At 62.4% G+C, this 12305-nt stretch carries 20 protein-coding genes; 3 read left to right on the forward strand and 17 right to left on the reverse strand.

All coding sequences use genetic code 11. From position 1 onward, the window contains the following. Positions 1-259: 259 nt before the first annotated feature. From ptsP to ACF8ML_RS12360, 4 genes are all read right to left on the reverse strand, one after another. Positions 260-2038: a phosphoenolpyruvate--protein phosphotransferase gene (ptsP, locus tag ACF8ML_RS12345; protein WP_047326974.1), complete on the reverse strand. Its 1779-nt coding sequence runs from the start codon at positions 2036-2038 to the stop codon at positions 260-262. 117 nt (positions 2039-2155) lie between these two features. Beyond that, positions 2156-2425 carry an HPr family phosphocarrier protein gene (locus ACF8ML_RS12350; RefSeq protein WP_016448505.1) on the reverse strand — a complete coding sequence of 90 codons (270 nt, stop codon included), beginning with the start codon at positions 2423-2425 and terminating at the stop codon, positions 2156-2158. After that, positions 2394-2855 (reverse strand): PTS sugar transporter subunit IIA, encoded by a 462-nt coding sequence (locus ACF8ML_RS12355; protein WP_026061990.1) that lies wholly within the window; start codon positions 2853-2855, stop codon positions 2394-2396. Before ACF8ML_RS12355 ends, ACF8ML_RS12350 begins: the two co-directional genes overlap by 32 nt. Before the next feature lie 118 nt (positions 2856-2973). Beyond that, positions 2974-3444, reverse strand: a complete 471-nt coding sequence (locus ACF8ML_RS12360; RefSeq protein ID WP_227468475.1) for a hypothetical protein — start codon at positions 3442-3444, stop codon at positions 2974-2976. Between the two features lie 275 nt (positions 3445-3719). Between ACF8ML_RS12360 and ACF8ML_RS12365 the strand changes: the two genes are divergently transcribed. Beyond that, a complete protein-coding gene (locus ACF8ML_RS12365; RefSeq protein ID WP_017403794.1) occupies positions 3720-4223 on the forward strand; it encodes a TlpA disulfide reductase family protein in 504 nt (167 codons plus the stop codon). A 64-nt stretch (positions 4224-4287) separates the two neighbouring features. Here ACF8ML_RS12365 and ACF8ML_RS12370 read toward each other — a convergent pair whose 3' ends face one another. Further along, positions 4288-4734, reverse strand: a complete 447-nt coding sequence (locus tag ACF8ML_RS12370) for a cytochrome c (protein WP_016448509.1) — start codon at positions 4732-4734, stop codon at positions 4288-4290. 159 nt (positions 4735-4893) lie between these two features. Here ACF8ML_RS12370 and ACF8ML_RS12375 point away from each other — a divergent pair, with 159 nt between their 5' ends. Both ACF8ML_RS12375 and ACF8ML_RS12380 read left to right on the forward strand, forming a co-directional pair. Then, complete coding sequence (locus tag ACF8ML_RS12375; protein ID WP_209673043.1) at positions 4894-5592, forward strand: cytochrome b/b6 domain-containing protein; 699 nt, start codon at positions 4894-4896, stop codon at positions 5590-5592. 65 nt (positions 5593-5657) lie between these two features. Next, positions 5658-6149 carry a GNAT family N-acetyltransferase gene (locus ACF8ML_RS12380; RefSeq protein WP_016453567.1) on the forward strand — a complete coding sequence of 164 codons (492 nt, stop codon included), beginning with the start codon at positions 5658-5660 and terminating at the stop codon, positions 6147-6149. A gap of 108 nt (positions 6150-6257) precedes the next feature. On the opposite strand, the gene ACF8ML_RS12385 is transcribed toward ACF8ML_RS12380, so the two are convergent. The 12 genes from ACF8ML_RS12385 to rpsJ all read right to left on the reverse strand — a co-directional run bounded on the left by ACF8ML_RS12385 (position 6258) and on the right by rpsJ (position 12266). Further along, complete coding sequence (locus ACF8ML_RS12385) at positions 6258-6764, reverse strand: peroxiredoxin (RefSeq protein ID WP_016448512.1); 507 nt, start codon at positions 6762-6764, stop codon at positions 6258-6260. 118 nt (positions 6765-6882) lie between these two features. Further along, positions 6883-7152 carry a 30S ribosomal protein S17 gene (gene rpsQ, locus ACF8ML_RS12390; RefSeq protein WP_016448513.1) on the reverse strand — a complete coding sequence of 90 codons (270 nt, stop codon included), beginning with the start codon at positions 7150-7152 and terminating at the stop codon, positions 6883-6885. A gap of 13 nt (positions 7153-7165) precedes the next feature. Then, positions 7166-7363: a 50S ribosomal protein L29 gene (rpmC, locus tag ACF8ML_RS12395; RefSeq protein WP_012202337.1), complete on the reverse strand. Its 198-nt coding sequence runs from the start codon at positions 7361-7363 to the stop codon at positions 7166-7168. A 10-nt stretch (positions 7364-7373) separates the two neighbouring features. Continuing rightward, the gene (rplP, locus tag ACF8ML_RS12400) at positions 7374-7790 is read right to left on the reverse strand and encodes a 50S ribosomal protein L16 (protein WP_012202336.1); all 417 of its coding nucleotides are present in this window, start codon (positions 7788-7790) and stop codon (positions 7374-7376) included. Between the two features lie 2 nt (positions 7791-7792). Beyond that, a complete protein-coding gene (gene rpsC, locus ACF8ML_RS12405) occupies positions 7793-8665 on the reverse strand; it encodes a 30S ribosomal protein S3 (RefSeq protein ID WP_012202335.1) in 873 nt (290 codons plus the stop codon). A 16-nt stretch (positions 8666-8681) separates the two neighbouring features. After that, entirely contained in the window at positions 8682-9014 is a 333-nt protein-coding gene (rplV, locus tag ACF8ML_RS12410) for a 50S ribosomal protein L22 (protein ID WP_012202334.1), read from the reverse strand. 10 nt (positions 9015-9024) lie between these two features. Then, positions 9025-9300, reverse strand: a complete 276-nt coding sequence (gene rpsS / locus ACF8ML_RS12415; protein ID WP_012202333.1) for a 30S ribosomal protein S19 — start codon at positions 9298-9300, stop codon at positions 9025-9027. Positions 9301-9310: 10 nt separating this feature from the next. Beyond that, positions 9311-10135: a 50S ribosomal protein L2 gene (gene rplB / locus ACF8ML_RS12420; protein WP_012202332.1), complete on the reverse strand. Its 825-nt coding sequence runs from the start codon at positions 10133-10135 to the stop codon at positions 9311-9313. Between the two features lie 2 nt (positions 10136-10137). Further along, positions 10138-10452 carry a 50S ribosomal protein L23 gene (gene rplW / locus ACF8ML_RS12425; RefSeq protein ID WP_012202331.1) on the reverse strand — a complete coding sequence of 105 codons (315 nt, stop codon included), beginning with the start codon at positions 10450-10452 and terminating at the stop codon, positions 10138-10140. Beyond that, positions 10449-11069 (reverse strand): 50S ribosomal protein L4, encoded by a 621-nt coding sequence (gene rplD, locus ACF8ML_RS12430; protein WP_012202330.1) that lies wholly within the window; start codon positions 11067-11069, stop codon positions 10449-10451. The genes rplW and rplD overlap by 4 nt, the downstream gene beginning before the upstream one ends. Then, positions 11069-11743, reverse strand: a complete 675-nt coding sequence (gene rplC / locus ACF8ML_RS12435; RefSeq protein ID WP_012202329.1) for a 50S ribosomal protein L3 — start codon at positions 11741-11743, stop codon at positions 11069-11071. Before rplC ends, rplD begins: the two co-directional genes overlap by 1 nt. Before the next feature lie 211 nt (positions 11744-11954). Continuing rightward, positions 11955-12266 carry a 30S ribosomal protein S10 gene (rpsJ, locus tag ACF8ML_RS12440; protein ID WP_003059431.1) on the reverse strand — a complete coding sequence of 104 codons (312 nt, stop codon included), beginning with the start codon at positions 12264-12266 and terminating at the stop codon, positions 11955-11957. Positions 12267-12305 lie beyond the last annotated feature (39 nt).

A 12305-nucleotide genomic window follows, 5' to 3' on the forward strand; every position in this document is an offset into this window, starting at 1 on the left:
TTGAATTGAATGCAATCGTGCTTTCCCGTTCCACGTAGAAAAAAAGCCTGGCTAACCGGCAGACCGCTGGCTGGCAAACCGACTTGCTGCAGGCTGAACAGGCCTGGCGAGTCGCCCCACGATGAAACTGAAAAAGCTTGCAGCTCGAATTCCCCACCAGAGAGCTTCTTGCTGCATTGGAGCGGATCATAACATCGAATGAGAATCAATCGCAACTGAAGTTGTGATTTTTTTGCCTCGCGCCTTCACTTGACCGAAGTCATGGGCTCAGCAGCGCTGCCGGGCTGTCCGAACGAAGGACTTCCTGCGCCCAGGCGGCCAGCTTGCGTGTGTCGGCACGCAAGATTTCCTGCTTGACCACCAGGATCTGCGCCGGATGCATGGAAAAGCTGCGCAGGCCCAGGCCCAGCAGCAGGCGCGTCATGGCCACATCGCCGGCGGTCTCCCCGCAGACACAGACGTTCTTGCCTTGCGCCCGTCCTTCGGCGATCACATCCGCCACCAGCTTGAGCACGGCGGGATGCAGGGGATCGTAGAGATGGGCCACGGTCTCGTCGGCGCGGTCGATGGCCAGCGTGTACTGGATCAAGTCGTTGGTGCCGATGGACAGGAAGTCGAAATAGCGCAGGAAGGTGCGCACGATCAGCGCTGCCGCAGGCACCTCGATCATGGCGCCCAGCTTGACCGGGCCGTGCGCCACGCCGCGCGCGTCAAGCTCGCTTTGCGCCAACCTCACCTGGGCCAGGGTCTGCTCGATCTCGCTTTGGTGGGCCAGCATGGGGAACAGCAGATGGATCTGCCCATGCGCGGCAGCACGCAGGATGGCGCGCAGCTGGGTGCGGAACATGGCCGGATCGGCCAGGCTCCAGCGGATGGCGCGCAGACCCAGCGCGGGGTTCAGGTAGTAGTCCTTGGGCTGGGCCTTGTCCAGCGGCTTGTCGGCGCCCACGTCCAGCGTGCGAATGGTCACGGGCATGCCCTGCATTCCATCCACGGCTTCGCGGTAGGCCCGGTATTGCTCTTCCTCGCCGGGCAGGTTGCCGCCACGCCCCATGAACAGGAATTCCGTGCGGAACAGCCCCACGCCCACCGCGCCCGCATGCACGGCCGCAGGCCCGTCGCCGGGCTGCTCGATGTTGGCCAGCAGCTCGATACGCTCTCCGTCCAGCGTCAGCGCAGGCGTGTGGCGCAGGCGCGAGAGGCGCTCGCGCTCGAGCTCGTTCTGGCGCTGGCGAAAGCCATATTCGGCCAGGATGATGGGTGAGGGATCGACGATGACGACCCCTGCATTGCCGTCGATGATGATCCAGTCGTCCTGGCGGATCAGTTGCCCCGCAGCCCGGGCGCCGACCACGGCAGGAATGTCCATGCTGCGCGCCACGATGGCCGTGTGCGAAGTGCGGCCACCCACGGCCGTGATGAAGCCGGCAAACAACCGGCTCTTGAACTGCAGCATGTCCACTGGCGACAGGTCCTGCGCCACCAGAACCAGCGGCGCCTCGGTGGCGCCATCGAGCAGCAGCGGCTGCTGCGGCGGCGTGCCCTCCCCCGTTGCCTCGACTGCCAACAGCTCGGCCGGTGCGGGCACGGGGCTGGCCATGCCCTTCATATGGCGCAGGATGCGCTCGACCACCTGCTCGAGGTCCGCCTTGCGCTCGCGCAGGTATTCGTCCTCCATCTCGTCGAACTGGCGCGAGACGACCTCCAGCTGCGTGGTCAGCGCCCATTCGGCGTTGTAGAGGCGATCGGATATCCAGTGCTTGATGGCGGCGGCCAGGGCCTCGTCCTGCAAAAGCAGCAGGTGGACGTCGAGCAAGGCATCCAGCTCGCCCGGCGCATCCTTGGGCATTTCATCCTGCAGGCGGCGCAGCTCGTCGATGACGGCATTGCGCGCACTGCGGGCGCGGTCGATTTCCGCGTCCACCTGGTCGGGCCGGATGAAGTAGTGCACCACCTCCATGCGGCTGGAGGCCACCACCACCGCACGCCCTATGGCGATACCCCGTGACACGGCCAGTCCGTGGATTGCAAACGTCATTGCGCCTGTCCTTTGCCTGCTGCTGCGCAGGCCCCGGACCGTCGCAATGCGGCATCGTCCAGTTCCAGCGCGTGTTGCTCTGTTGCGCTCACCGTCTGCCAGCGCAGCAAAGGCACATTACTGGCCTTCGCCAAACTTGTCGTTGATCAGGGCGGTCAGCGCATCCATGGCTTCCTGCTCCTGTGCTCCGTCGGTCTCCAGCAGCACCTCGGAGCCCATGCCGGCAGCCAGCATCATCACGCCCATGATGCTCTTGGCATTGATGCGCCGCTCACCCTTGCTCATCCAGACTTCGCAGGGAAAGCTGCCTGCAAGCTTGGTGAGCTTGGCGGAGGCGCGGGCATGCAGGCCCAGTTTATTGCTGATGGTGATAGGGGTCTTGATCATTGGATGGTCGCGGACTCTGGTTCTGAGGCGTGTTCACGCCCACCTGCATCACCCCATGGCTGCCTCCCGCCAAGGCACGCTCGGCCACGGCTTCCAGCGCCTCGTGGCGATAGCCTATGGAGCGCAGCAGCATGGGCAAGTTCACTCCGGCCACCAGCCGCCCGGCAGGCAGTTGCGCCACAAGCCGCTGCGCCACGTTGCAGGGCGTCGCACCAAAGAGGTCGGTCAGCACCAGCGTGGGCAGCCCCAGCAGGCCGCCATGGTCTTCAAGCAACTGCTCGGCACGCATCAGAGTGGCCTCGGGCGGCTCCTGAGCGGGCACATCCAGGGCAAGGACGTCCTCGGCACTGTCGGCGAACACATGCAGGGCGCATTCGCGCAGTGCCTGGGCCAAAGGTGCGTGGGTGAACAAAAGGATGCGCGTGGTCATGAAGTCACAGGGTTCGGAGTCGATTATGGCGTGCGAAGGCGCATGCAGGGCAAACGGCGCGCCTGCGCTGCGCTCCATGCCACAGTTGCCTCCCGCATCCGTGGCTCCAAACCTGTTGCTACTGCAGTTGCAGGCTGGCGAAGAAGTTGTTGGCCTCGTCTGTGCGCGGCTTGTCGCTGTAGATCACGGCATGGTAGAGGCGCGCGCCCGCCGGCTCCATTCGTGCAAACCACACGCCATGGGCCGTGAGCTTCCAGCCCTGGGGGCCCACGCCTTCAAACGTGGTGCGCAGCGACTGCGGCAGATTCAAGGCGCCTGCAGGCACGAAGGAGCCATCTTCCTTGGAGCGCAATTGCTTGGCGCCGGCCGGCGCCTGTCCCGGCGCACCCGGATTCATCTGACCGAGCACGGCCGCCTGCCAGTACGACAGCATCTCGGCGGCCCTGGAGGGCTCGCTGACCAGGAAGTGGGAAACCGCGTAGGTGGACGCATCGGCGTCGCATCCCATCATGGACATCTGCACCGTGCCCATGCCCTGGCCCAGTTCCACCGGCCGGGTGGCCGATTGCGGATCGCAAGGCAAAAGCACACGCAGTGGCGTGCCCTCGACCGCAACCTGCCGCCAATCCAGCCGGGGACTGCATGCGGCCAAGGGCGTCAACACCAGCACAGCGGCAGCAAGCCGCATGGCAGGAGCGCGGAGCCTTGCCATGGGGATCAAAAAGCTTTCCATCAATGTCATGCCGGCATTATCGACACGGCCCGCTTGACCGAGACCCGAACTTTTGCCCTTGCCGCGCATCGAAACGCGGTGCACGGCATGCGTGCAGGCCTACGGGCACAACTTTGGGCACAATCGTCGCTATGGCAAGCAAACATTGGATCGCAGGCGTGGTGATCGCCGCAGCCGCCGGAATGGGCGCATGGGTGTATTCGGGCGCAGGCCAGACGGCGGCGCCGCAATCGACCTTCGTGCTGCTGGATGGCAGCAAGCAGACCACGGCCGATTTCAAGGGCAAGGTGACGCTGGTCAATTTCTGGGCCACCAGCTGCACCACCTGCGTGGCCGAGATGCCGGAGATCGTCGCCACCCACCAGAAATTCCAGGGCCAGGGCTTCGAGACCCTGGCCGTGGCCATGAGCTACGACCCGCCCAGCTATGTGGTGAACTTCGCCGATTCGCGCAAGCTGCCGTTCAAGGTGGCGCTGGACAACACCGGCGCCGTGGCCCGCGCCTGGGGCGATGTGCAGCTGACGCCCACCACCTACATCGTCAACAAGCGCGGCGACATCGTGAAGCGCTATGTGGGAGCGCCTGACTTCGCCGAGTTGCACCGGCTGATCGAGAAACTGCTGGCCGAAGCCTGATACGGCACAGGCAAGCCCAGAAAAAAACCGGCATCACGCCGGTTTTTTTGCATCTGCATGCCGATCAGCGGCTGCGGAAGCTGTCGTGGCAGGCCTTGCAGCTGGCAGCGGCCGGGCCGAAGGCCGCCTTGAGCTGGTCCAGGTTGCCGGACTTGGCCGCAGCAGCGAGCTTGACCGTCTCGGCCTGCATCTTCTCCGACAGATCCTGGAACTTGGCCTGCTCCTTCCAGATTTCAGGCTTGGCCTTTCCACCCTCCGTGCCTGCGCCGAAACCTGCCCAGGGCAGCTTGGCCATGAAGGCCACCACCTCGGCGTTTTCCTGGGCCGCCTTGGCATCGAAGGGGATCTTTCCGTTCGCCATCGCACCCAGGCGACCGAAGTGCTGGCCCAGCACGGCCAGCGCGCCCTGGCGGTACTTGATGGCGTCCTCGGACTTGGCAAACTGGGCGGAAGCCGGCAGCGCGGTAGCGGCCACCAGGGCGGCCAGCGCCCATGCAGAAACTTTCTTCATCGTGGTTTTCCTTTTCGAGTGTGGGGAAATCTGCCGGGTCAGTATGGCAGTGACGCCTTGCGGGCGCAGCTTTGATTGACCGCAGCCAGGGTGCATTGACTGCCGGCTCCGGAATGCAGGTCGGCACAATGCACTCATTCCCACCCACACGCTCATGCCATGGCACAAGAACCGACCGCACAAGGCGCCGCCAAGCACAAGGTCCGCATCTGGGACCTGCCCACCCGGCTGTTTCACTGGCTGCTGGCCGCAACCGTGATTGCCCTGGTCGTGACGGCCAAACTGGGCGGCAATGCCATGAACTGGCATCTGCTGCTGGGCCATGTCATGCTGGCCTTGCTGCTGTTTCGCCTGTTGTGGGGCCTGGTGGGTGGCCGCTGGTCGCGCTTTGCCAGCTTCATCCATGCACCTTCCGCCCTGCTGCGCCATCTGCGCGGACAAGGAGCGGAGAGCGACAGCGCAGGCCACAGCCCGTTGGGCGCTCTGTCCGTGCTGGCCATGCTGGCGGTGCTGATCGCCCAGGTAGGCAGCGGATTGCTCAGCGATGACGAGATTGCGTTCTCCGGGCCGCTGAGCCGCTTCGCATCGGGCGACACGGTGGCGCAGGCCACGGCCTATCACGCGCATTGGGGACAGTATTTGCTGTACGCACTGGTGGCCCTGCATCTTCTGGCCATCGTGTTCTATGCCTGGCGCGGGCGCGGCCTGGTGCGAGCCATGGTGACCGGGGACAAACAGTTGTCCGCGCCAGTACCCGCCTCACGCGACACGGCAGGCAGCCGTTGGCTGGCCTTGGCCCTGGCCTTCGGGGCAGGCGCTGTGGCATGGTGGGTACAGCAGCTTGGCGGCGCTTTCTGACGGCGCAGCCAGAGGTGGGCCGCTTGCCGCTACACTGCGCTTTCCGTCGTTTTAGCTGAGTGCCCGTGGACAAGCCTGCTGTCGCCTTGCTGGCGCCGAATCCCGCGGAAGACTGGGACGAAGTCCGCCAGATCTTCCGGGAGTACGCTGCAAGCCTGGATATCGATCTGCAATTTCAAGATTTCGAGGCCGAGATCGCCGATCTGCCCGGCGACTACGCTGCGCCGCGCGGCCACATCCTGCTGGCCAGGGTCGATGGCGCAGTGGCCGGCTGCTGCGCCCTGCGCCCCCTGGACAACTGCGACTACGCCAATGCCGCCGAGATGAGGCGCCTGTTCGTGCGCAAGGCCTTTCGCGGTTTCGGGCTGGGTCGGCAGCTGGCCGAAGCCATGCTTGATGTGGCGCGCCAGGCCGGCTATGACCATGTGCTGCTGGACACGCTGGACGACATGGAATCGGCCCGCGCCCTCTACGTCGACCTGGGCTTCGAGGAAATCCCGCCCTACTATCACAACCCCATCGCGGGGGCGCACTACCTCAAGGCCGATATCTTCTAGGCCGGCCTGGCTGAACCAGCGCCCCCAATACAAAAAGGCATTGCACCCGGGTGCAATGCCTTTTTTTCGCAATAGCGCGGTGCACAGGCCAGAAGGCCTGCAGCGCGATCAGGCCTTGGCCTGGCCCAGCAAAGTGGCCGCGTCGCTGACCTCGAACTTGCCAGGGCCTTCCACGTTCAGCGTGACGACCTTGCCGTCCTTGACCAGCATGGAATAGCGGTTGCTGCGCAGGCCCAGGCCCTTGCCGTTCAGATCCAGCGTCAGGCCGGTGGCCTTGGCGAATGCGGCGTCGCCGTCGGCCAGCATGCGCACCTTGCCATCGGTCTTCTGGTCGCGGGCCCATGCGCCCATCACGAAGGCGTCGTTGACCGACAGGCACCAGATCTCGTCCACGCCGGCAGCCTTGAAGGCTTCGGCCTGCTCCACGAAGCCGGGCACATGCTTGGCCGAGCAGGTGGGAGTGAATGCACCGGGCACGGCGAAGACCGCGATGGTCTTGCCTGCAGCGGCTTCGGGCAGCTTCACGGGGTTGGGGCCGATGCTGCAGCCATTGCCTTCGACTTCCACGTATTCCATCAGGGTGGCAGCGGGCAGGGCATCTCCGACTTTGATCATCTCTATCTCCTTTGTGGTGCAAAACCGGGGGCCGCCGAAATGGCGGTCCCCAAACGAAAAAACGACCCACATTGTGGGTCGTTTCCTGTGGCTTTGCAGCCGGTGGGCCTAGGTAGGCTTACACCAGAGCAGCCTTTTGCACCAAGCGGGTAGCAACCCAGTTCTTGGTCTTGGACAGCGGGCGGCTTTCCGTGATTTCGATCACGTCGCCCAGCTTGTACTCACCTTGCTCGTCGTGAGCGTGGTACTTGCTGGACTTGATCATGATCTTGTCATAGATCGGGTGCTTGACGCGGCGTTCAACCATGACCGTCACGGTCTTGGCACGCTTGTCGCTGACCACCTTGCCAATCAAGGTGCGCTTGAGGGATTTTTTAGCTTCCGTCATGTCGGCTTCCTGATTACTTGGCGGCTTGCTTTTCAGCAAGGATGGTCTTGGCGCGGGCGATGTCACGGCGCGTGGTACGCAGCGTGTTCGTGTTACCCAGCTGTTGCGTGGCCTTTTGCATACGCAGACCAAAGTGAGCCTTTTGCAGGGACTTCACTTCGGCTTCCAGGCCGGCAACGTCTTTTTGGCGGAGTTCAGCAGCTTTCGTCATGTTGTTCTCCTTAGGCACCAATTTGACGGGACACGAAGGTCGTACGCAGCGGCAGCTTTGCAGCGGCCAGGCGGAACGCTTCACGAGCCAGCTCTTCAGGGACGCCCACGATTTCGTAGAGCACCTTGCCGGGCTGGATTTCGGCCACGTAGTACTCGGGGTTGCCCTTACCGTTACCCATACGCACTTCTGCGGGCTTGGTAGAGATTGGCTTGTCCGGGAACACGCGGATCCAGATACGACCGCCGCGCTTGACGTGACGCGAGATCGCGCGGCGAGCCGCTTCGATCTGACGTGCCGTCAGGCGACCACGGTCAGTGGACTTCAGGCCGAAGTCACCGAAAGCAACGGAGTTACCACGCGTTGCAATACCGGTGTTGCGACCCTTTTGCTCCTTGCGGTATTTGCGGCGAGCAGGTTGCAGCATCTTTATTCTCCTTTACCGTCCGCTGCTGTAGCGGGCGCGTCAGTCTTGCGAACGCGCTTAACGGAATCAGCGCCAGCGCCGGCGGGCTTGTCGCTGCCGTCTGCAGGTGCTGCGTTAGCGCCTGCGGGGCGGCGGGCACCACGGCCAGCACCGTCACGACGACCATCGCCGCGACCATCGCGGCGGGGGCCGCGAGGACGACGCTCTTCTTCGGGGCGGGGGGTCTCGGCTGCCGGCAGGTCGTTACGACCCAGCGTGTCACCCTTGTAGACCCAGACCTTCACACCGATCACACCGTAGGTCGTCTTGGCTTCGGAGAAGCCATAGTCGATGTCGGCGCGCAGCGTGTGAAGTGGCACACGGCCTTCGCGGTACCACTCGCAGCGTGCAATTTCGATACCGTTCAGACGGCCCGAAGACATGATCTTGATGCCTTGGGCACCCAGACGCATGGCGTTTTGCATCGCACGCTTCATGGCGCGGCGGAACATGATGCGCTTTTCGAGCTGCTGGCAGATCGAGTCGGCGATCAGCTTGGCATCGATTTCAGGCTTGCGCACTTCTTCGATGTTCACAGCCACGGGCACGCCCAGACGGGTTGCGAGTTCCTTCTTCAGGTTCTCGATGTCCTCGCCCTTCTTGCCGATCACGACACCAGGACGTGCCGAGAAGATCGTGATGCGGGCGTTCTTTGCAGGACGCTCGATCAGGATGCGCGACACGGCGGCGTTCTTCAGCTTGGCCTTCAGGAACTCGCGCACCTTGATGTCTTCGGCCAGCATGCCGGCGAAGTCGCGGTTGCTTGCGTACCAACGGCTGGCCCAGTTGCGGCTAACAGCCAGGCGGAAGCCGGTAGGATGGATTTTCTGTCCCATATTCTTCCCAGGCCTTTCAGTTGCCAACCGTCACGTACACGTGGCACGTGGGCTTGCTGATGCGATTGCCGCGGCCCTTTGCACGCGCGGTGAAGCGCTTGAGCGTGGTGCCTTGTTCGACGAAGATGGTCTTGACCTTCAGTTCGTCGATGTCGGCGCCGTCGTTGTGCTCGGCGTTGGCGATGGCGGACTCGAGCACCTTCTTGATGATCACGGCAGCTTTTTTCTGCGTGAACGTCAGGATGTTCAGGGCTTGGTCCACTTTCTTGCCGCGGATCAGGTCCGCGACCAGGCGACCCTTGTCCACAGACAGGCGGACGCCACGGAGAACAGCACGTGTTTCAGACATGTTCTATTCCTTACTTCTTGGCTTTTTTGTCCGCCGGGTGACCCTTGAAGGTACGGGTCAGCGCGAATTCGCCGAGCTTGTGGCCGACCATCTGGTCAGTCACATACACGGGCACGTGCTGCTTGCCGTTGTGCACGGCAATGGTCAGACCGATGAACTCGGGCAGAACCATGGAGCGACGCGACCAGGTCTTGACGGGCTTCTTGTCCTTGGTGGCGACGGCCTTCTCGGCCTTTGCCAGCAAGTGATGGTCAACAAACGGACCCTTTTTAAGAGAACGAGTCATTTGCTACCCTTTACTTCTTACGACGCGACACAATCATCGACTGCGTGCGCTTGTTGTTACGGGTACGGTAGCCCTTCGTCAGGTTGCCCCATGGGTCAACAGCGTGACGACCTTCACCGGTCTTGCCTTCACCACCACCGTGCGGGTGATCGACAGGGTTCATCACCACGCCGCGAACGGTCGGGCGGATACCCATCCAGCGCTTCACACCGGCCTTGCCCAGACGGCGCAGGCTGTGCTCTTCGTTGGCGACTTCACCGATGGTCGCGCGGCATTCGATGTGCACCTTGCGCACTTCGCCGGAACGCATACGCACTTGGGCGTAGATGCCTTCACGGGCCAGCAGCGTAGCCGACGTACCTGCCGAACGGGCGATCTGCGCGCCAGCGCCGATCTTCAGTTCGATGCAGTGGATGGTCGAACCCACGGGGATGTTGCGGATCGGCAGGGTGTTGCCCACGCGGATCGGGGCTTCCGAACCGCTGACGATCGTTGCGCCGACTTCCAGGTTGCGCGGAGCAATGATGTAGCGACGCTCGCCGTCGGCATAGCACACCAGAGCGATGTGGGCCGTACGGTTGGGGTCGTACTCAATGCGCTCGACCTTGGCGGGGATGCCGTCCTTGGTGCGCTTGAAGTCCACCACGCGATAGTGGTGCTTGTGGCCACCGCCCTTGTGACGGGTGGTGATGTGACCGTTGTTGTTACGGCCCGACTTCTGGTGCTGAGGCTCCAGCAGGGGGGCGAAACCTGCACCCTTGTGCAGATGGTCACGCGTGACCTTGACCGTGCCGCGTTGGCCGGGGGTCGTCGGTTTGAGCTTGATAACAGCCATGATTACGCAGCCTCCCCGGACAGGTTCAGCTCTTGACCGGGCTTGAGCATCACGTAGGCCTTGCGAACGTGGTCGCGGCGGCCGGTGGTCTTGCCAAAGCGCTTGGTCTTGCCCTTGATGTTCACCACGGAGACACCAGCAACTTCCACCTTGAACATCAGTTCCACGGCGGCCTTGATTTCATGCTTGGTGGCGCTCTGCAGCACCTTGAACGTCACGGCGTTGGACTTCTCTGCAACCATGGTGGCCTTTTCGGACACGATGGGAGCAACCAACACCTGCATCAGACGACCTTCGTCAAACTTGAGCGTGCTCATTCGAACATCTCCTTGAGTTTGTCGATCGCACCCTTGGTGACGAGCACTTTCTTGTAGTGCACCAGCGACACGGGGTCGGCGTAGCGCGGCTCGACCACGAACACGTTCTTCAGATTGCGGGAAGCCAGGTACAGGTTCTCGTCGACTTCTTCAGCGATCACCATGACCGATTCCAGGTTCATGGCCTTGAACTTGTCGGCCAGCACCTTGGTCTTGGGGCTTTCGAGCTTGAGCGAGTCCACCACGGCCAGACGGCCTTCGCGGGCCAGCTGCGACAGGATGGCAACCATGCCGGCGCGGTACATCTTCTTGTTGATCTTCTGCGTGAAGTTTTCTTCAGGCAGATTCGGGAAGATGCGGCCGCCGCCACGCCACAGAGGCGAGGAGGACATACCGGCACGAGCACGGCCGGTGCCCTTTTGCTTGAACGGCTTGGCGGTCGTGTGACGAACCTGCTCGCGGTCCTTCTGAGCGCGAGTGCCCTGGCGTGCGTTGGCACGGTAGGCGATCACGATCTGGTGGACGAGGTCTTCGTTGAATTCACGGCCGAAAACAGTCTCGGGCGCATCAAACTTGGATGCGGCCTGGCCTTGTTCATTCAGGAGTTCGAGCTGCATTAGTTCGCTCCCTTGGAAGCTTTGGCCTTGATGGCGGGGCGCACCGTCACGAAGCCACCCTTGGAGCCCGGAACAGCGCCCTTGATCAAGAGCAGTTGGCGTGCTTCGTCAATGCGAACCACGTCGAGATTTTGGGTGGTGATGGTTTCATCGCCCATGTGGCCGGTCATCTTCTTGCCCGGGAACACGCGACCTGGATCCTGGGCCATCGAGATGGAGCCGGGAACATTGTGCGAACGGCTGTTGCCGTGCGAGGCGCGCTGCGAGCGGAAGTTGTGACGCTTGATGGTGCCGGCGAAGCCCTTACCGATGGAAGTGCCTTGCACGTCCACCTTCTGGCCCACCGAGAACAGCTCGGCGACGGGCAGGACGGAGCCTGCGGCGTACTTGCCAGCGGTTTCTTCGGTCACGCGGAATTCACCCATCACTTCACCGGCTTCGACACCTGCCTTGGCAAGGTGGCCGGCTTCTGGCTTGGTCACGCGAGATGCCTTGCGCGAACCGAAAGTGACCTGCAGGGCCACGTAGCCATCGTTCTCTTGGGTTTTGACCTGAGTCACGCGGTTGTTCGACACATCCACCACTGTGACAGGCACTGCGTCCCCATCATCAGTGAACAGACGCATCATGCCCACCTTGCGACCCAGCAACCCGAGGGAGTTGCTCAGACTCATTTGTTTGCTCCAAAACTTCCGCCGCTGAAACTGCAATTGGCCCAGCGTTGCGCTCCCGCCCCAGATGACCAAGGCCTTGCGCACGAAAGAAGGTTGATAAAACTTCGCTCAAGAAAGGCGAAGCCCCAAATTTTAACGCGAACTGCCTTTTCAAGCAAGTTCGCGTTAAATCAAAGCCCTTCAACGGCCCCGCAAGGGGCCTGTGAAGTACTTATTGCAGCTTGATCTCGACGTCCACACCTGCGGGCAGGTCCAGCTTCATCAGAGCGTCAACCGTCTTGTCAGTCGGGTCAACGATGTCCATCAGGCGCTGGTGAGTGCGGATTTCGAACTGGTCGCGGCTGGTCTTGTTGACGTGCGGCGAGCGCAGGATGTCGAAGCGCTTCATGCGTGTCGGCAGGGGCACGGGACCCTTGACGATGGCGCCGGTGCGCTTGGCAGTGTCAACGATTTCAGCAGCCGACTGGTCGATCAGCTTGTAGTCAAACGCCTTCAGGCGGATGCGGATTTTTTGCTTGGACATTGTGTATTCCTAGTTTTCTAAGAATTACGCAATGATCTT

The sequence above is a fragment of the Delftia sp. WSY_10 genome, from assembly GCF_043104705.1.
Lineage (GTDB): Bacteria > Pseudomonadota > Gammaproteobacteria > Burkholderiales > Burkholderiaceae_C > Comamonas > Comamonas tsuruhatensis.